The 17,012-nt window shown below is 40.9% G+C and carries 12 protein-coding genes; 5 read left to right on the top strand and 7 right to left on the bottom strand.

All coding sequences use genetic code 11. The features are described 5' to 3' along the window. Positions 1 to 12: 12 nt before the first annotated feature. Entirely contained in the window at positions 13 to 1,341 is a 1,329-nt protein-coding gene (locus tag FYJ57_RS11925; RefSeq protein WP_154432815.1) for a hypothetical protein, read from the bottom strand. Between the two features lie 114 nt (positions 1,342 to 1,455). On the opposite strand from FYJ57_RS11925, the gene FYJ57_RS11920 reads away from it, so the two are divergent. The 5 genes from FYJ57_RS11920 (at position 1,456) to FYJ57_RS11900 (ending at position 5,953) form a co-directional block, all read left to right on the top strand. Further along, complete coding sequence (locus FYJ57_RS11920; RefSeq protein WP_154432814.1) at positions 1,456 to 2,139, top strand: DUF4046 domain-containing protein; 684 nt, start codon at positions 1,456 to 1,458, stop codon at positions 2,137 to 2,139. Between the two features lie 87 nt (positions 2,140 to 2,226). After that, positions 2,227 to 3,123 (top strand): DUF5688 family protein, encoded by an 897-nt coding sequence (locus FYJ57_RS11915; protein ID WP_154432813.1) that lies wholly within the window; start codon positions 2,227 to 2,229, stop codon positions 3,121 to 3,123. Positions 3,124 to 3,268: 145 nt separating this feature from the next. Further along, on the top strand, positions 3,269 to 4,225 hold the full coding sequence (locus tag FYJ57_RS11910) for an HD domain-containing protein (RefSeq protein ID WP_205839972.1): 957 nt from the start codon (positions 3,269 to 3,271) through the stop codon (positions 4,223 to 4,225). A gap of 38 nt (positions 4,226 to 4,263) precedes the next feature. After that, positions 4,264 to 4,755: a single-stranded DNA-binding protein gene (locus FYJ57_RS11905; RefSeq protein WP_154432811.1), complete on the top strand. Its 492-nt coding sequence runs from the start codon at positions 4,264 to 4,266 to the stop codon at positions 4,753 to 4,755. A 382-nt stretch (positions 4,756 to 5,137) separates the two neighbouring features. After that, entirely contained in the window at positions 5,138 to 5,953 is an 816-nt protein-coding gene (locus tag FYJ57_RS11900) for a sigma-70 family RNA polymerase sigma factor (protein WP_205839971.1), read from the top strand. A 36-nt stretch (positions 5,954 to 5,989) separates the two neighbouring features. On the opposite strand, the gene FYJ57_RS11895 is transcribed toward FYJ57_RS11900, so the two are convergent. The 6 genes from FYJ57_RS11895 to FYJ57_RS11870 form a co-directional block, all read right to left on the bottom strand. After that, positions 5,990 to 7,246 (bottom strand): leucine-rich repeat protein, encoded by a 1,257-nt coding sequence (locus tag FYJ57_RS11895; RefSeq protein ID WP_154432809.1) that lies wholly within the window; start codon positions 7,244 to 7,246, stop codon positions 5,990 to 5,992. Between the two features lie 13 nt (positions 7,247 to 7,259). Then, a complete protein-coding gene (locus FYJ57_RS11890) occupies positions 7,260 to 7,676 on the bottom strand; it encodes a hypothetical protein (protein WP_154432808.1) in 417 nt (138 codons plus the stop codon). A 14-nt stretch (positions 7,677 to 7,690) separates the two neighbouring features. Next, positions 7,691 to 9,961: a coiled-coil domain-containing protein gene (locus FYJ57_RS11885; protein WP_154432807.1), complete on the bottom strand. Its 2,271-nt coding sequence runs from the start codon at positions 9,959 to 9,961 to the stop codon at positions 7,691 to 7,693. A gap of 131 nt (positions 9,962 to 10,092) precedes the next feature. Beyond that, the gene (locus FYJ57_RS11880; RefSeq protein WP_205839970.1) at positions 10,093 to 12,090 is read right to left on the bottom strand and encodes a cobaltochelatase CobT-related protein; all 1,998 of its coding nucleotides are present in this window, start codon (positions 12,088 to 12,090) and stop codon (positions 10,093 to 10,095) included. A 169-nt stretch (positions 12,091 to 12,259) separates the two neighbouring features. Beyond that, positions 12,260 to 13,690: an AAA family ATPase gene (locus FYJ57_RS11875; RefSeq protein WP_154432805.1), complete on the bottom strand. Its 1,431-nt coding sequence runs from the start codon at positions 13,688 to 13,690 to the stop codon at positions 12,260 to 12,262. Positions 13,691 to 13,834: 144 nt separating this feature from the next. Next, positions 13,835 to 16,609, bottom strand: a complete 2,775-nt coding sequence (locus FYJ57_RS11870) for an ATP-dependent helicase (protein WP_154432804.1) — start codon at positions 16,607 to 16,609, stop codon at positions 13,835 to 13,837. Positions 16,610 to 17,012 lie beyond the last annotated feature (403 nt).

The following is a 17,012-nucleotide window of genomic DNA, read 5'->3' as shown; positions in this document are numbered from 1 at the left end:
GATGCTCTTCTCCTAATGTTCTTCATAGGGATGCTCTCGATCCAGCATATCCCTGGTATTCTGGAAATTTCGTTCCTGTGAATCCTGGAAAAGATCCGGCATATGCTCCTGTCTTCGTCCGGTTTCGTATAAGATCTGGTACTGACTGAAATTAATGGTTTCCGGTTTGATCCGGTACTCTGTAAGCTGTTCAGAGATTTCCTCCACTTCTTTTTGTGACATAAGTTCGATTTCATGCTCCGTGTTTCGAAACTCCTCTTCCTCAAATGAAGTAAAACTCATTTTATCATTAAACAGATCATATTCGGATACCTGGCGGTTCGGGTTATCCATAGCAATTTTCTTCTCCATCAGGCTGGTTTTGGCTTCCAGGTTTTTCATCTCTTGCAGCAAAAGTTTACTGTAATCCGGGTATTTTTCCATCTCTACCTTTTTCAGATACCATTTCCGCCTTTTTTCTTCCGGTTCTTTTCGATACTTTTGAAAATCCATACGGCTGTACGATACCGGCCGCTGCATCCTGAAGATGGCTGCATAGAGCTTTTCTTTGTATTGGACATCTTTTTTATCCAGGATGTATTTTCCGTCTTCTCCCAGGTACGCACAGCCATTCGGCGTGACTTCCAGAACATCTTTGTTTTCACTTAAAATATAGTAATGTTCCCTTGTATTTTGTATCGCCTGATCATACAGGTTTCTTTTATAGGAAACATCAAAAGCCACCGCCTCCGCCACTTTGGAATGGTTTTGTCCATTCGCCAGGATACATTCCTGTAGCAGGCCTTTTTGAATCATCGGCTCCATGTCTTTATGAAACAGCAGTTTATAGTTTCCTGCTTTCTCGGATCGCGTGACTGAAACGGTAACCGGTTTTCCTCGTAGCAATTCTTTTAGTATTACCAGCTGTTCTTTCGTAAGGCCATCTACAGACATAAGATTTCTTCCTCTATATGTCCGGACCATTTCATCTTTCTCCACGATGTTTATCAGACCTTTCTGGATCATATGGTCTTTTACCAGTTCTGTTACTTGTTTTCCATAGCAGTCCGGATAAATGAAAAGATCGTATTTCGGATCTTTGGAGTTCAGGACTTTATAATATAGAATCCCCTCCTGTTTTAACTGTTTTTCAAAATCACCGGAATAGTTCCTATCACACAGGTTATAGTTTAAATTCCCATCCTTTTGATACTTCAGTAATTTCCCGGCACGATTGTCATAATCGGCAGCGGCCTCAAGCAGGTTTGTAACAGCAGTTACCTCTGTCGCAATCATAGAAGCTGCCCGCTCTGTCATCTGCATCGCAAGGGAAATGGAATGTCTTGCCATATCATCTGCCATGTCAGTTCCTCCTTTTTCTTAAAATATGGACGAACCTTCCGCCATAACAAAAACAAAACCCGATATCCGGTCAGGTTTCACCCATATTACCGGAAAACACAGGAGGTACATGCTATGAACTGTAATTTGTCGTTACTGTCAAATTTTATTGAAGAATATGAAGAGTTACTAATTGGAAAGCGGACGGATTTTTCCCAATACTTTTTTGAAAGCAGTGTATGCACGCAGGATCTGGTGGTCGAATGCATCCGCTACGCCTGCGAGGAACTGTTAAACTGGACGCCACGGCAGGTCTGTAGCCTGTTTCATGCACAGACGGTAGAATTGATGAAGCTGCAGGTGCTGATTCAGCATATTAATTTTCCCTTTGAACTGGAAAAAGACCGAAATCTTTCGTATGTCCTTCATTTGCTTTATCCGGATCTCGTTCCCTTTACTGTGAAAAGCAGCGTGATCAATATCTACAAACAGATTCTCGATGGAAAAATACAATTTCCAAGGAATTATGCCACTGGCGAAGAAGGCGTTGCAAAACTATGTATCTGTATGCAGTATGCGATTGAACATTATCATCCGTTCTCTTCTGTAAAAGAAATGTACGAATTTTTTTCTTCTATGGAAGGTGTCCGCTTCATGAAAAAGTATGGATTGTTTACGCTTATGAATTTGCTGGGAATGGATCCGCTCTCCCTGCTCCACAAGGTCCTGCCGCCGGATCAGCGGGATAACTTCTATTTTATTTATTATTCGTTTCAGAAAAACTATAAAAAACAGTGCCGAATGACCGGGAAAGTATAACACTTCTCTTTTTTCTGCTGCCTGCTTACCCATATTCTGTATGTAACTTTTCACAATATGGAGAAACACAAAACAGGAGGAAAGAAAATGTTGACAATGAATGAATTTAAGGAAGCAGTTACGAAAGATTTCAAGAGATTTCTGGATGAGTCTTTTAAAGACAAGGAAATGATAATGTATCCATTATATAAGATGAATATAGCAAAAACTGCAATTTCTTTTAAAAGTTCTCATGAAGAAATGTCAATTATGCCGGTCGTATACCTGGAAGACATGTATCAGTTCTATAAGGATACTGGAAATCTCAATTATACCTTTGCACAGTTTGCATGTACAGTCCAAACGAAGTTTTTCAAAAATAGGCATTTTTCCGATTGGATAACCGCAGAATATATTTATGAGCACGTATATATTCAGCTTGTAGGAAATGAGCGAAATGCAGATTTTTTAAAGGATCATGTGCATATCAATTTTATGGATCTTTCAGTTATCTTTCGCATTGCACTCCCAGCTGAAGATGGTTATAACAGTTCCTATCTTCTCAGACAGACACATATGGATTATCTGCAACTGGATATGGACTATCTGCGGCAAAAAGCAATTCAGAATTATGAACACTTTTTTGGTATGTCTCAGCTAGTCAATATCCTGGATATTATTCCCAAAAAGCTTCTTTCTACTTTGCCAGAAAAAAAGCCTTTGGAGTTTTACGTATTAACAACTCAGAAAAAATTATTTGGTGCAAGTATCATCTATGCATTTCCAGAAACACTGGCACATATTAGTTCTGAATTGGATGACGATCTGTATATTCTGCCATCTTCCATTCATGAGGTACTGATTTTGAAAGCAAGTGAGCGCAGAGATGTGGAAGGACTTAGAGAAATCGTTTGTAGTGTAAACGAAGAATCACTTCCTGTAGATGAAATATTATCTGATTCTGTGTATTATTACTCTCGCAAAAGCGGATTACAGCTTCTTTAACATCATAATTTAATATTTTTCCATGTGTAGAAAATCAGTCGTTACAAAACGGCTGATTTTTTTCTTTTGTTACCCCTATTATCACCCATATTCCAACTGGAAACTATATTCACATCATGGAGGAAGAATAAAATGGAGGAACGAAATGCATAACATACGAAAAATTAAAGATCTCGATCCTAAATGTGGTAAAATACAAACACTTGTCTTGTATTGCACTAAAATTGAAGAAAAAACGACAAAATCAAATACGCCAAGTAACTATCTGGTCTTTTACTTAACAGACGGAGAAACAGATATTGATGCCAAACGATGGAATTACAGCCTGGAAGACTTTAACAATGCACGTGTGCCGGTAAAGATTCCAGGTGTTGTTATCCTGAAGCTGGAAATTCAGGAGTACAATGGACAGCCATCTTACATCATCCACGGGTTCACTTCCAGTGACCAGTATCCGGTTTCCCTGTTTGCAAAGACTGCTCCGATTGATACTGCACAGATATTTGACAATATTCTGAATGACATCAAACAATACCGGGAACCATATGCATCCCTGGTGGGTGCAATCTTTGAAGATCATCACGACAAGCTTCTCCTCTGGGGAGGGGCCAAACGAAATCATCATAACATGGCTGGTGGATTACTCTATCACATCTGCCGCATGCATGAAATGGCAACATACGTTTCTTCTTTGTATGACTGTGACGCAGATCTTTTGATGGCTGGAGTTGATTTACATGATATCGGGAAGCTGCATGAACTTTTTACCGATGATCTCGGATCTTCAGATCTCACAGATGAGGGCTATTTGAAAGGACATATTGTGCTCGGCATTGAGATTATCAATTCTTACGTGCAAAAACTTGCACTGGATCCTACCGTTGATATCTTAAAGCTGGAACATATGATTCTGTCACATCACGGAAAACTGGAATGGGGATCACCTGTACAGCCGGCCTTTCTGGAAGCTGTTATCTTACATCATCTGGATATGATCGACAGCCAGGGAGAAACCTTTGAAAGGACAAAAAAGGATGCCCAACCTGGTGTATCCAGACCTTTCACCGGTTCCATGAAAGGAAATATCTTGTTTAACAGATAGTGGAAAGAATTTTAACAAAAATATGGGAGGAACAACACATGAACAAAGTAATCTTAATGGGACGTCTGGCAAGAGATCCGGAAGTGAGATATACAACCGGACAGGACACTCTGGCAATCGCACGTTTTACGTTAGCTGTTGATCGCCGTATGAAACGGGAAGATCAAATCAACGCCGATTTTATCTCATGCGTCAGCTTCGGAAGACAGGCAGAATTTGCCGAAAAATACTTTCACCAGGGACTCAAAATTGCCATTACCGGACACATCCAGACAGGAAGCTACAAAAACCGCGAAGGACAAACGATTTATACAACGGAAGTGGTCGTTGAAGAACAGGAATTTGCCGAGAGCAAATCCGCTTCGGAAAACACCGGAGATTCTGTTTCGCAAAATAAAGGCAGGACATCTACTCCTGCAGGACGATCAAACAACCGGAATGGGAATAAATCGAAACCTTCTGACCCATCTCCAACAGATGCATTTATGGATGTTCCGGATTCGATTGATGAAGAACTTCCATTTAACTGATTACGCAACAAAATTCTAATGTCTGAAGGTGCTTTTGCACCTTCAGCTATTACATGTATTTTCATGTAATGATCTGACAATATACAGTTTCCATCCAACTTCAGATCCCTGAAGAGTAATGATAGCTTTTTTGGTGTGGTCTGTATGGTTCGTATGAAGTACCATCTTTCATTGTTGTTATTTACCAAGTTATCGGGCTTCATACGAACAGCTGATAATGATCTGACAAAAGAAAGGGAATACGTGAAAATACGTATTAGTGGGAAAGATGACATATAATATAAAAGCTAGGAACCTTCCAAAAGAAATACCCCAAGACAAGATTGATCCAAAAAATAATGGTGTGCATATTATGTGGTTGTACCATAACGGATATCGTACATTGGCATATGGCGAAATGCTGGATCTATTAGAAAATTATATAAAAGATATTGTACGCACCTGTTCATCCAATTATGCTTCTGTCCGGCCTGTGGATTATGAAGATATGTATCATGAAGGCTGTGAAGAAGTTATGATTCGTATGGCTTCTTACGATCCATTCCGAAGCAAGCCAAATACTTATTTTACAAAGTACATTCAGGCAAGATGTTATGAACTGCTCGGACACCAGTATGAACATATTTCACCATACTATTCCAAGATTGCAGCAAAAATACGGAAAGCAATTAATATATGTTCGCAAAACAATATCCCGTATAATGAAAATAAGCTCTCTGCCATGACCGGTATTTCCGTACATTCTATCCATAAAACACTGATTCAGACACAAAATTCAGTAGAATGCAGTCTGGAGGATGTAGAGCTTTCTTTAGAAGCTTCTTACCAGTCACCAGAAGCATTTTATTTAAAAAAAGAAGAAGCACAAATTCTCGCATCCACGTTTCGGTATCTGAATGATATGGAACGTGAGGTACTGAGATTACGGGTATTTCATGTGGATGAGGATGGCAGACAGCTGACTTATAAAAAGATTGCCGCTATTACCGGATATCCGGTAGACGAGATTAAAAAAACATTGAACCGTGCGAAACTAAAAATCACACGGACGCATCAGATGAAAGAATCCTTTTCCGGATATTACTATGAAAAGAAACATCGCGTGAAGAAAAAGAAGATTCAGATGCTTCCGGAAGAATCAGCAGATATCATGGAACAGCAGATTCTGGATACTCTGTCACACGATTCTACCCAGTAAACCGGAAAGTTTATATAGATGCAAAAATGGAGCTTGTCAGGCTCCATTTTTTGTTGGGATATTTCCATTCACTGTAATATCCGCTGTTTCATCTTTTGTCAGTCCCAGTAAATCCAATACCGATGAAGCTCCTGTCAGATTCAAGGATACAGAAACTACGGCTTTGGAAAGAAATCCATTGTATTTTTCTGGGTTCGCATCGATTTCCAATGTGCCACACAGCTTCGGACATTCTGCATAGGTATTGGAAAGATCTGTGACCCCGGACGGGATTTTAGATGCGTGCTTCAGAGCCGAACATTTCTTAAAAGTGTTGTTCATGGATACTACCGTGGCCGGGATCTCCGGTGCTGTTTCCAGATTCAGACACCCGGAAAACGTATTCGACAGGTTTTGCACATTTATTGGCAAGGATACATCATACAGCGAAACACAGCCTGCGAAGGACGCTTGCATATACAAGACCCCTGCTGCCCCGGACATATCCGGTGCTGCTTCCAGGCTCGTGCAGCCATTACAAATCTCATCCAGCACTGTTACGCCAGAAGGGATCGGATAAACATAGGTAAGGGATGTATCTTTACTCAATGTTCCTTTTAAATTAGTAAGACTTTCACATCTGCTCCAGTCAGGCCCAGTCTTCAGTGCAGTACACTCTGCAAAGGTATCTTCCATGCTCTGTACAGAGGAAGGAATCACATCAATATTCTTTAATTCTTTTTGCCCGGTAAACCAGTAATCCATAGATACCGGCATGACACCATCTTCAAAAACCACGCTGACGATCGGATGGTTTCTCGCGCCTTCAAAAGTAGTCCAGGGCATTTTTTTCTTCTCGAAATTCTTCACATTCCCTGATCCGGTAAATGCAAGTTCACCATTGGAATACAAGGTGGCCTTCACATCCGTAAGATTTGGGTATCCGACATCAAAAGAAGCTACTTCTACTCTCTGATTTTTTACATCTACAGTACATGTTACAGATGGGTCAGATACTTTTGTGATCGTAACGGAAGTTACATCGCCGGTTTCCGCTGCCATATCCGGCTGAATGGTGAACTCTTTTGAATGAAGTCTTAAGGATTTTTCGTTTTCATGCTTTTCCAGCACTTCAAAATCATCTGCAAGGATTTTCTGACCTGGCGTGTAAGTTTTTTGATTTTGTGCTGTTATGGCAACTACGGATGTTTTTAACGTCTCCTTTACCGTCCAGGATTTATAAATCATAAAACCCAGGCACAACAGAAGGATGATGCCACCGGCCAGTATCAGCCATCGAACTATTTTTTTCATGATTTTTCTCCCTTCATATCCCAAAAGTGTTCTTATCTTCAAGGGCAGCCTGTGATAATTTCTTTATGCATATCTGGATGGCAAGTTGATGTGTTTCATGGATTTTCTTATTGTATAATGCCTCTTCGATCATCCAGGCGGCTGTTTCATAATCGCCATAAATGGAGTGTTCCAGATAATCCAGTGCCCTTTTTACCGCCTGATACTCTCTTGCTTTGGGGCTGTATAATGCCAACACTTTTTCCAGTGTCTGTTTAAGGTTATTTGTTTCTTCCAGTGTAGTCATAAAATAATAGATGTAGGTCTTATCTCTTTTTGATGCAACATTTTCCCGCCAGATATCAAAAAACAGCAAAAAAACAGTAAGTATAAAAACCGCACATGCAATAAGAAGTAAGATCTTCAGATATTCCCTGCTAATACCAAACATATCCGTATCCTCCCTCATAGTTCTTCCAGTGCATTTACGATTTCTTCCATCATGCCATAGATTTCATCGGCAGTGGCCGAAAGAAACATAGTCCTGCATATGATTTCCCCTGGTGTGGTAAAAATCACAGATTTTCTTTTCTGCTCATTATATTTATTGATTTTTTTCATTACCATTGGATTGCATCGCTTCGTAAGTGTACATTCTACAAAATTGATTCCGGATTTAAACGATACAATGATTGGGACAGCACCGCGGATTTCGATCAAAACGCCATCGTCTGCATGGCGTTTTTCCAGCATTTCCGGCTGTGCTCCCTTTTGGATCTGTAAAAATTCCAGAAATTGCTCTGCATCAGTTTCAGGCATCATCTGGTTTTGATCGGATGGCTGGTATGTAGAAGCTGTTTTCAAACGCTCAATTTCTTCTTTTGCATCCGATAATTCCTCCAGTAGCTCTTGCACGCGCTGATCATTTGATCCATTCCGGGAAGTGTTTTCTTCTCTTCTTAATGTCAGATTTTCCTGCTCCAGTCGGTCGATCTCTATTTTTGCCTGTTTTAATGCTGTATAATATTCCCGGATTTGTGACTCATATTTTTCTTTTGTATGCGGATCTGTTGGTACAGTCCCGTGCAGTTCCTGGTTCTTAGCCAGCAGAATTTCATCGATATCATTCTTTTGCTGCTTCAGCAGCCGTATCTGATTTGTTAAAGAAGAAACCTGGATCTGCATCCTCTGAAGTGTCTCTTCCCCGGATTTTCGCTGTTTGTAAAATTCCGCTTCATCCTCTTTCAACTGTCGCTGCTGCATCTGAGACTGTTCCTGCCTCTTTTGCAGATCTTCCTCCTGTGCGTTTAGATTTTTCTCTTTTTGCAGCAGTTCCTGAGATTTTTTGACCAGTACATCATCTTTATGGTTTAAAACTTCCTCTTTTTGCTTTAGCAGGATTTCCTTTTCCTGCAATTGTGTTTCTTTCTGGTTCTGTGTAAATGATAATGCATTTATTTTTTCCTGCTCTTCCTGTAATCCTGCTTCTTTTTCATACAGCAGGGTACTTTTTTGATGCAGTTCTTCCAGACTGGACAATACCTCGTTTTTCTGATTGTCCAGGAAAATTTCTTTTTCTTTTAAAATATTTTCCCATTGCTGGTACTTATCTTCCTGGTCTTTCTGTAAACTTCCCTCAAGATGTTCATTTTTCCCAGATTCCGTCAGGCCAGCACGATCAGTGGTAAATGCTTCGGATTCCGGTAACTGGCTTTCCAGGATTTGGGTAAACCGGTCAATTTCCTCTCTCATACTAAGGAGAGATTTTTCAAACATATCCGGGGTACAGGAAGCAATGGTTCGCTGTAAGATCAATACATTCCCGTGCTTTAAATTTACCGTGGAATGGAATGGGTTCTCTTTTGTTATTTCCGTAATATCTTTGTCATATTTTTGCGAAACCCGTATTTCCAGTATCTGTTCCTGCTCTACATAGGATATAAAGTATCGGATACCCTCCTCACAATATCTGGCAGATATGCAGGAGCCGTCTTCCGAGTGATACTTTTTTCCTCCTTTTTTCTGGATATGTGATAACAGATACGACTTCATAACTGTCTGCCCGGTGGACACGCTTTCTTTCTGTTCTTTCGATTTTTCAACTTCTGCTTCCGGATTGATATGTTTAATGTCCTGATGTTCGGTTTCATAAGTAAATAACAGCTCTGCCATTTTGGTAGAATACGGTTTTTCGCTTTCTCTATCTGCAGGTGGTTTTGACAATTCATAGGTATCGTATTCGGTTTCTTCCGTATGATCAGGCGGAAGTTCTATAATCTCTCCTGCATCCTCTGGTTCTGTAATACCGCACAGGTCTCCGAATTCGGTCAGTTTTTCCATTGCAATACGTTCAAAAGACTCCATAGACTTTTTCAGTAATGCCGCCGCCTGTGTCTCTTCCATATCCCGGAAAGTACCTACATGCTGTATAATTACCGTATTGTCATAGGCATTGCAGCGAAATCCATCATATTTTTCAGCAATATCCATGGCAAAATGATAAGCAGCCTCCTGATCCATGGAAGGATACTGTCGTTCACTGCGGAAATTATACATTTTATTTGCTTTATCAAATTTTAACAGGATATGGATCTGCTCCGTGACCATATCATATTCCATTCGCAGTACGCCCGTGTCGCTTCCCTCGTAGGGTGCAACCACGACATCTTTTTTTGCTTTTATGCTCTTATAATGCTCGACAAACAGTCGATCCAGATTATCCAATTCTTGTTTCATTTTTCCCGGCGCTTTTTGCGTCTTCCTTTCTGAAGAATTCATGTTGAATATGGGCGATTTACATAAAGCGATGCAGCATGAAAAAAGCATCCAGGACCATGTGTGTCCCAAATGCTTTTCAGGATTGTTTTTTACCGGAAGCAAAATCGTTTTAAGATATGTACCAGCTCTGCTTCTATCTGCTCCGGCTGAGTTGTGATACAGTTGGTTTCATACATTTGCCGGAACTCTTCCGCTTCTTTTCGGTTATCATCATCCTGAATATAGATGGCAATCACCTGGATCTCTGCTTTTCGTGCCTCACGCACTGCTGCATGAACATCTTCGATGCCATCCTCACGGCCACCTGGATAGGCACTCGGTAAACCATCCGAGATTACGATCAGAAGTTTGTTCTTTTCTACCCTTGCCAGTAGTTCTTTTGTAGCCACGCGGATAGAATAACCATCTTTATTACAGGATGCACAGGAATCTTTTTCATAAAAATTCCATGCCGCATTCGAAGAAACATGCTCATGCCAGTCTTTGATAACCGTGTGTTCCACCATATAATCCGTATAAGCGGTAAATGCGGTTTCTTTTAACAGTACATGTTCGGAAAACGCATATTCGATGACGGCAGCTGCCCCGCAGCAGTAATTCCGTTTGCTCATTCTTCCATTTCCCATTGACCCGGAATTATCAAGCAAAAGGTACACACATCCTTCAAACGGTTCACTTCGTTGGGTTCTTTTGAAAAAATCCATGCGGTTCATAGCGAGTTTATAAACTTTTGCCGCATCGATCTTTCCTTTGTTTTGTCCGCGCAGGGACAGGCCCTGGCGGTTTTTAAAGATTTTTTCTACTTTTCGTTTCAGATTTCTTGCCCTGGCCAGCAACGTTACCGGCATCTGTTGATCCGGATGGTAGGTACGTTTTTTCTCTGTGAAGGTTACCATTCCATTGTATGTATTCTGCACGGATGTAAGATCCGGAAGGACATCTTCCTGTGATGATGTGACCTCATCTTTTGCTGGCTGTTCCCTTTTTCCTGTTTTCATAAAGATCCCAATTTCTTCCCTGCTGGCCTGGTCAGCATCTTTCATAGCAGCATGCACCTCTGCCTCCTTCACCTGCTCCGCAGTTGCATTCTGCGTTTGCTCCTGTTCCTGGTTTGCTGTCAGATCAGAATTGCCAAACAAGGAAAACAGCTGGCTTTCTCCACCTTCTCCCGTCTGCTCTGTGCGGGAGTCCGCCGGAAATGACTGGTTTTGCGGGAATTGCTGGTTTAACTGTGCTAAAAGCTCCTCCAGTGGTGTCAATTTACATGCTTCTATAATCTCCGAAGCAAGAAGACCACATATTTCAACTGCCTCTTCCATGCATGCCCGGCATGTTTTTGCACTGACGGCCTTGCGGATATGCGAGATTACCTTCTGGAGCAGCCGGTGTATCTGTATGTGTTCCACTGCAAGCGTACCAAATCCTCTTTGGTAAATAGACATGGTAGCCAATGTCAGGATTTGATTTAATACAACTGCAAGATATACCCTGGGTTCATCAATCTTTTCTTTCATTTTCTCAGGAAGTGGTTCTTCCTCCCAGCTTTGTCCACGGCACAGCCGTATGTAATTTACGTATCCTGGGTTCTTCAGGCAACGGATCCGTTCGATGCGTCCGTCTTCCAGGCTGTTGACAATAAAATGTACAAATTTCTGCAGTGCAGATTTGGAAATATGGTAGCCTTCTTTTGGTATCTCCATTAAAAACAGATCATAGTCTGCATCCTTAACAAATCTTCTGGGTGGAGTTTCTACCTGTCTGGAAAATATTTCGCAGATTTTTTGGAATCCTCTTTCGAGTCCGAATTCCCATGATTTTTCTGTTGTAGAAAGCACATGCTGTATCTCATGCCCCAGTAAAAATGTAGACCATGCCATCATTTCTCTTTCGTTACGGATGAAAATATCCCCGGTACCGATATGTATCACTGCATGATTTGTCCAGGAATTTTCATCGGTTTCCAGTTCCAATACAGGTATCCGGTTTGGCGGAAGTTTCGCCAGATAGATTTTCAAAGACATATCCAGCGATTGATAGTATTTTTGGTTCCATGTTTCTTTTTCTTCCCTTGTCCATTGTTCGTTCATTTTCTTTCCTCCTATTTTCTCCATGTTCTGAAATCGTATTACAATCAGAATATGGGTAGTTGGAACCATCCAAAACCGCATCAAGGAAAAATACTGGAGACGCTTGAAAAATGTATATTTTAAAGGAGCATGCACTTTTTGCATACTCCTTTACTATCCTGTTCTTATTTTATAATGTTATTTTCTGGTTTAAAAGCTGCTCCAGCATCATTCTTTCATCCAAAGGGCAAGTATTAATCACATGCAGTTCGATTTGCTTTCTTAACGTAGATGCCCCCGGGATTAATGCTACCGCATTTAATGCCCTGCAAAATCCACGGATATTTAAACAGCTGTTCTCCAACGTCCCCTGTTGCACCGATTCCCGCAGCAGGGAATAATAAGCATCCACCTGCGCAAAATACTGCCCGGCCAGACGTTTTTTCCCTACTACGGCTTCCAACATAGGGCGGATACTCGCAGGATAATCAAACGCGATGCAGGCAAAACGTGACATCGTTGCATCGTTCTGTTCACAAGTTCCGGTGTAATTGCTGTTTTGCGTACCGATCAGAACACAGTCCGGATGTATCTGGATCCGACCGTACCCCTGAATATCAATAAAACCGGAGCCATCGGTTATCTGGTTTGCAAAGGATGCCAGAAAGTTCGCTTCTGCCATATTCATTTCATTCAGGCAGTAGACCCCTCCGTGCTGCAACCAGTGGACAAAACTTGCGTGTTCCTGGACAATGGACACTGAGGATGACTTTGCTTTCAGATATTCAAATTCCGATGCTGCGTGGATATCCGCATCCTCCTGGCCCATCTGATACTTCAGATACTCGGATGCCATGGCAACCGTCAGCTTTTCAGCTGCTGTGTTATCTGTAGATTTTGTTCCATATAAATCGTCCGCAGTCATGCTTCTTGTCATGGTGATCATATCAAATGGCATATGAAAAATCATAGCCAGTGTTTCCGCACATACATTTTTTCCAACTGACTTGTCTCCTTCTAAAATCAAAGGGGATCCGATTAGGATATTAATGGCACACAATGCCAGTAATGACGTTTTGGATTCTTTATCCGGGTCAATGTATATGGTTTTGGGAATATGGATGGGTCGGTCATACTTGCGATACCGCGATAAGATCTGACGGATCAGTTCATCCGGGAAACGATGATCTTTCATTACCCGGATATTTCGCTCCAATTCTTTTCTTCCTGCAATTCCCAGCCCTATGATCTGTTGACACATATCCTCAAAAACAGATGCATCTACCTGCAGTAGTTCTGCTTCACAGGTTTCATATTCAAGTTCTGCATGGAAGATCACATTGCGACCTGTCTCATAGGATACAAGATACACCGAACAGTTGATTTTTTTCTGAAAATACTGCCTGAAAATATCAGCAGCCTCTTCCTGGCCACGGGCGAGAAAACCAATTCCGTTTTCTTTTTTCATTTCTTCAGCAAAAAATTCTATCTTTCCAACTTTATTTTCACAAACAATAATTTTCAATGGTAAATATTCTTCCGTATTTGCATCCAATAGCTGCATCATATCTGCCGCTTTCGGATAAGTCATTGCCTTCTGAATTTTAATCATTTTTTTCATATTCCTTTTCTTTCCTCCTGTTTGATAGCCTTCTCCAGCTGTGAATAGTTACACTAGAAATATGAACGATTCAATATTGTAAACATCGAAAAACTGCATGAAAAAAGAGCAGGCAAAACCCACTCTTTCTCAAATACATTGTTGTTAGCTTACTTCTTTCTGAAAGTCTTCATGCAGTACATCAAAGGACTCCATCAGAAAGCAATTGTAAACTCTGTTTTTCTTATCTCCGTATGCAACAGACTGTCCTGTAACAAATAAAACGTCCCTGGCCCTTGTAGCCGACACAAACAGTAAACGTCTCCGTTCCTCTTGTTCGGCATGCCCTAACTGTTTGTTATGATAATGGGATATTCCATTAAATACGACCGGCCATTCTTTTCCTTTGGATGAATGAGCCGTAGTTAATACCACACCAGGATAATCCTGCTGCCTTTTTTCTGTTTCTTTTTCTCCATAATCCAAAAAATCCTGACCATACTCTATGATCTCTTTTAGATTCTTTCTTTGCAGCAATTTCTTCAAAAATCCGGCATAAATCTCATCTTCTGTATCCAGTGCTTCCAGTAGTTCTTTCAGCTTTTGAAGACTCTGCGGTTCCGGATACGAAGCAAGCATTTCCAATTCTTCTCGCAATTTTGCAATTTTCTCCATGATCTCCACAGTATCTTTTTGGGTCATGGTATTATTGCTTACTGCGTTCAGATACATAAATGCTGAAGTTGTATCTGTAGGATCTTTCATAAACTGTAACAGACCGATTGCTGCCATCACGCGGGAATTTTTCAGTGTTGGCTCCGGATTTAACATAATCCAAGGAATCTGATGTTCTGTTAAAATCGTACCGATCCTTAACAGTTCGTCCCTCGAAAATGCAATGTATGCCATGTCTTCATACTCCCAGTCTTTCCTGGCCTCTTTTATCATAGACACAATATACTGCTCTTCTTCTGCTTTTTTCCAGAACTGTTTTACGGTAACAGACTTTCCATGTTCTCTGGTAGCCTCCAGATCCTTTTCTACGCGATTATGGTTTTTCTTATTGATTTCATTTGCATAATCAATAATTTCCGGTGTCGATCTGTGATTTTCCAGTAAAAAGAAATCGGTTCCCTTTGAAACGCCAAGCTTCTCATAGAATTCGATCATATACGCAGGGTCAGAACCCTGAAAAGAAAAGATACTCTGGCTGTCATCTCCGACAACCATAAAGGATTCAAAGCTCGGAGAATCTATCAGGATTTTTAATAGTTCAAACTGCATAGGCGAACTGTCCTGATACTCATCTACCATGATATGACGGTAGCCAAAATCTTCAAAATAATATGGGTTCCTTTTGATAAGATCCATGATCAGAAGCTCCTGATCGGCATACTCAATCAGATTCTTTTCACGAAGTATGGCATCGTATGCATCATACAGCTGGAACAATTCCACTGCTGCCGCAGAATCCTTAATATACAGATCATAATCCTGCATCAGCTTCGGAAGCCTGCTTTCGTCTCCACGGCTCAACCGGTTCTTTTTAATCAATGAGAAAACAGTTTTTGCTGTTGTCAGAGCACCTTTTACATATGGCAGGTTTGCCTTAAAGTTCCGGTAATCCAGTCCGGTGACGGTTATCTCTTTCAAGAGTTTTGCAACAATCTTTGATTTCTCTACCTCATCGATCAATCTGGGTGGTTCTGTAAATCCCAGTTCCTGATAATTTTCACGGATAATCCGGTCACCAAAGCCATGAAAAGTTGTACAGGTTAATTTTTCCAGATCCGCCTCACAGCCAAGATCATCGGTATAAAGCCGGATTCGTTCCCGCATCTCTTCCGCCCCGGTATTCGTAAAGGTCAGCAAAATCATATCTTCTGGTCGGATTCCTTCATCCAGCATATTGGCTATCCGAAGAGCTGTAACCAGTGTTTTGCCAGCTCCGGCTCCCGCATTGATTCTTGCGATTCCTTTGCGGAATGCAATGGCATTTTCCTGTTCATCCGTCAGGATCAGATCGCTTACTGTCCGCTGGGAACGTTCCTTTTCGATATGGATCGGTGGTTTTGTAAAATTGCAGACCTGTCGCAGGCTGCAGGTATCACATGCTTTTTTTCCGTTCATATCCTCGCCCCGAAGGAATTCCTTCAGCTGCGGCACAAACAATTTGTCCATTCCCTGTGCATCCGGAGAAAAATCCCCCTGATTGGAAACATGATGTGTTTCCCACAAGGTAACAATGTTTCCGCCACCTTGGGTCTGAAAAAAGTCTGATTCAAATTCTTCCTTTGTAGCAGAATCTGATTTTTTGCGCAAAAAGTAAAAACTGGCTCCTACATTTATATGTGCATCATCTTCAGATAATAAAGTTCTTCCATACCGTAACATGGAATACAACTCCAGATTCTGTTTTGCACCTGTATCCTTATTTTTTCCGATCTGCGATACATCCGGAGCTTTGCAGCATATCTTTACAACTTCCAGATAAGGTTCCTGCACAGTTATTCTCTGGCGTTTTTTCCCATTGTACACCACCCGCTCAAAATTCCGGTAGCCTCTGAAGATAAAATCCGGTCGCACTTCCACACTGCACAGACCATCCATATCAATGATCTTTTGAGAAGCTGCCACCGCCGGTTTTCGTGACTCACAGCTAAGATACCGCATAACCTGACGGTAAGTATCCATTGCATGAAGCCTTGCCGTTTCTGCTGTCGGGTAATCCATCTTTTCATACGCCTGGATGATTCTTTCTTTGATCTGTTCTTTGTCATATCCATGATAAATTCCGTTTTTGATAATTTCCTTGATCAGCACGGCTTTATCATAGACATTTTCCTTCCTTTTCCCTGTTTCAAGTGGTATGTCATGTTCTCTTTTGAAACTGCATCGGTAGCTTCCTTTCAAATGTCTTGACTTTATCACTTCGTTCATACTTTCTTTCCTCCTGTTTCCTATATCTCCATATATGAATTGTTACATTGGTGATATGGGCGATGGGACATTTGGAAATGTTTGTAGTTCATCTAAAGAATGTAACAAAGAGGAAATTTATTCGTAAAGGTGTTTTCGAAAATACAACATCAAAGCAATTAAATTATTTTACATAACAAGTATTTTTCGGCATTAAGTATGATATACTCAATTCAATAAACCTGAATTTGCACTTCCTCACTCGTCTTCTTTTTTATTGTTTGGTGCTAGAATATAAATAGTACAAGTCAAAATGAGAATCCCTAATTACAAATTTTATGGTACTATGTAGTTACCGCACTGAAGGAGGATCTCATTATGGCAAAGCACTATGACAAACAATTTAAATTGGATGCAATCCAGT

The organism is Oliverpabstia intestinalis (assembly GCF_009696065.1).
In the GTDB taxonomy this organism is placed as follows: Bacteria; Bacillota; Clostridia; order Lachnospirales; family Lachnospiraceae; genus Oliverpabstia; species Oliverpabstia intestinalis.
The sequence above is the reverse complement of the archived record's forward strand: the minus strand, read 5'-3'. Positions and strand labels throughout refer to the sequence as shown.

Coding starts and splice junctions, on each gene's coding strand:
- FYJ57_RS11910 (WP_205839972.1), top strand. CDS start 3,269: ATGCATAACATACGAAAAATTAAAGATCTCGATCCTAAATGTGGTAAA.
- FYJ57_RS11905 (WP_154432811.1), top strand. CDS start 4,264: ATGAACAAAGTAATCTTAATGGGACGTCTGGCAAGAGATCCGGAAGTG.
- FYJ57_RS11920 (WP_154432814.1), top strand. CDS start 1,456: ATGAACTGTAATTTGTCGTTACTGTCAAATTTTATTGAAGAATATGAA.
- FYJ57_RS11885 (WP_154432807.1), bottom strand. CDS start 9,961: ATGAAACAAGAATTGGATAATCTGGATCGACTGTTTGTCGAGCATTAT.
- FYJ57_RS11875 (WP_154432805.1), bottom strand. CDS start 13,690: ATGAAAAAAATGATTAAAATTCAGAAGGCAATGACTTATCCGAAAGCG.
- FYJ57_RS11925 (WP_154432815.1), bottom strand. CDS start 1,341: ATGGCAGATGATATGGCAAGACATTCCATTTCCCTTGCGATGCAGATG.
- FYJ57_RS11880 (WP_205839970.1), bottom strand. CDS start 12,090: ATGAACGAACAATGGACAAGGGAAGAAAAAGAAACATGGAACCAAAAA.
- FYJ57_RS11895 (WP_154432809.1), bottom strand. CDS start 7,246: ATGAAAAAAATAGTTCGATGGCTGATACTGGCCGGTGGCATCATCCTT.
- FYJ57_RS11870 (WP_154432804.1), bottom strand. CDS start 16,609: ATGAACGAAGTGATAAAGTCAAGACATTTGAAAGGAAGCTACCGATGC.
- FYJ57_RS11890 (WP_154432808.1), bottom strand. CDS start 7,676: ATGTTTGGTATTAGCAGGGAATATCTGAAGATCTTACTTCTTATTGCA.
- FYJ57_RS11915 (WP_154432813.1), top strand. CDS start 2,227: ATGTTGACAATGAATGAATTTAAGGAAGCAGTTACGAAAGATTTCAAG.